A 1,606-nucleotide genomic window follows, 5' to 3' on the forward strand; every position below is an offset into this window, starting at 1 on the left:
CGGATCGCCGAGCCGTCGTCGCCGATGGTCGAGCCGGTGGGATACTCGGTGATCCGCCGCCTCGACGACTTCGCCTACGGGCTCGGCCTGTGGCAGGGCGTGGTCGCCAATCGTGACTGGTCGGCACTCCGACCGGTCGTCACGCGCTGACGATGCCGGATCGCGTCGTCGACGTCCTGGTGGTCGGTGCGGGAAGCGCCGGCTGCGTGGTCGCCGAGCGGCTCTCCAGGGACTCGTCGCGGCGTGTGCTACTGATCGACTCGGGTCCAGGCGGGCCGCCGTCCGACGGTCGGGCGTCGCTGGCACGACTGCCGATCGAACCCGGAGCGCCGCGCGTCACGCGCTATCACGAGCTCCGCGGGCGCGATGTGGTCCGCGGGGTCGGGCTCGGTGGATCGTCGGCGGTGAACGGGGGCTACTTCCTGCGCGGGCACCGCGACGACTACGCGGCCTGGCCCTGGCCCGGCGACGAACTCGAGACCGCGCTCGACGCACTCGACGGCGGTGAGACCGGCGGCGGAGCGATGTCGGTGTCGTCGTTCGCGGACTCAGAGCTGGGGGAGGTCGCGACCGCGTTCGACGTGTACTGGCGGGAGCGGTCCCCGTCATCGGTTGAGCGTCCGGGCTCCCCGTTGGTCGAGCGTGCGGGCTCTCCGTTGGTTGAGCGAGCGGAGCGAGTCGAAACCCCGCACCAGTCTCCCTGGCCGACGGTCGGGCTGAATCGGGTGCGGAGCAATCGTCGGTCGGGCCGACGCTGGACCGCGGCCGACGCCTTCCTCTCCGACGCCCGCCCCAACCTCGACGTGGTCGCCGACTGCGAGGCGCTCGAACTCGTCGTGCGCGGCGGTCGTGCGGTGGGCGCGCGAACGACCCGGGGCGTCGTCAGCGCGGGCACGGTCGTCCTGGCCGCGGGGACGCTCGGCACGGCCGGGCTGGTCCTGCCGCACCTCGGGCGGTCGTTGCCGATCCACGAGCACGCCGAGCGACTCGTTCGGTTTCGTCCGCGGCGGCCGCTGTCCGCGCAAGCGCTCCTGCAGACTGTGCTGCACACCGACGACCGTCTCGAGATCCGCTGCTACGGAGATGATTTCGCGTCGTTCATCAACGGTGTACCGCCGTCTGGCGTGGCGATCGGAATCGCGGACATGGCAGACGGAACGCACGGGAGCGTTCGCTGGGACGGGGCGCCGGTGATCGATCTCGGTGTGCCCGACGCCGCGTCGACGGCCAGAATCGACGGTGGCGTCGGCCTGGTGCGAACGATGCTCGACTCCGCGGAGTTCCGCGACCTCGTCGAGCCGGGTTCGGTGACGGTGGACGCCGACATCGGCCTGTCGTCGCACGCGTGGGGAACGTTGCCTCTGGGTACCGAGGTCGGGGCCGATGGTGCGCTCACCGGTCTCGACGGGGTGCACGTGGTCGACGGCTCGGTGCTTCCCGGTCCGCTTCGCTCCGGACCGCACGCGTCGGTCATGGCGACCGCGTCGTTGATCGCGAAAACAATGGCGCCCAAATCGGTCTGAGATCGATCCGCTCCTCGCGCCTGCATCCGCTGCCGCAGCCTGCATCCGCTCCCGTCCGGTGGTGCGCGGATGCAGGTTCGAGG

1 protein-coding gene is annotated in these 1,606 nt (G+C 71.2%); it reads left to right on the forward strand.

Annotated elements, in window-relative coordinates; translation table 11 throughout:
• Positions 1-152: 152 nt before the first annotated feature.
• A complete protein-coding gene (locus SCNU_RS19850; RefSeq protein WP_009681204.1) occupies positions 153-1,523 on the forward strand; it encodes a GMC family oxidoreductase N-terminal domain-containing protein in 1,371 nt (456 codons plus the stop codon).
• Positions 1,524-1,606 lie beyond the last annotated feature (83 nt).

This window comes from Gordonia neofelifaecis NRRL B-59395, assembly GCF_000192435.1.
Lineage (GTDB): Bacteria > Actinomycetota > Actinomycetes > Mycobacteriales > Mycobacteriaceae > Gordonia > Gordonia neofelifaecis.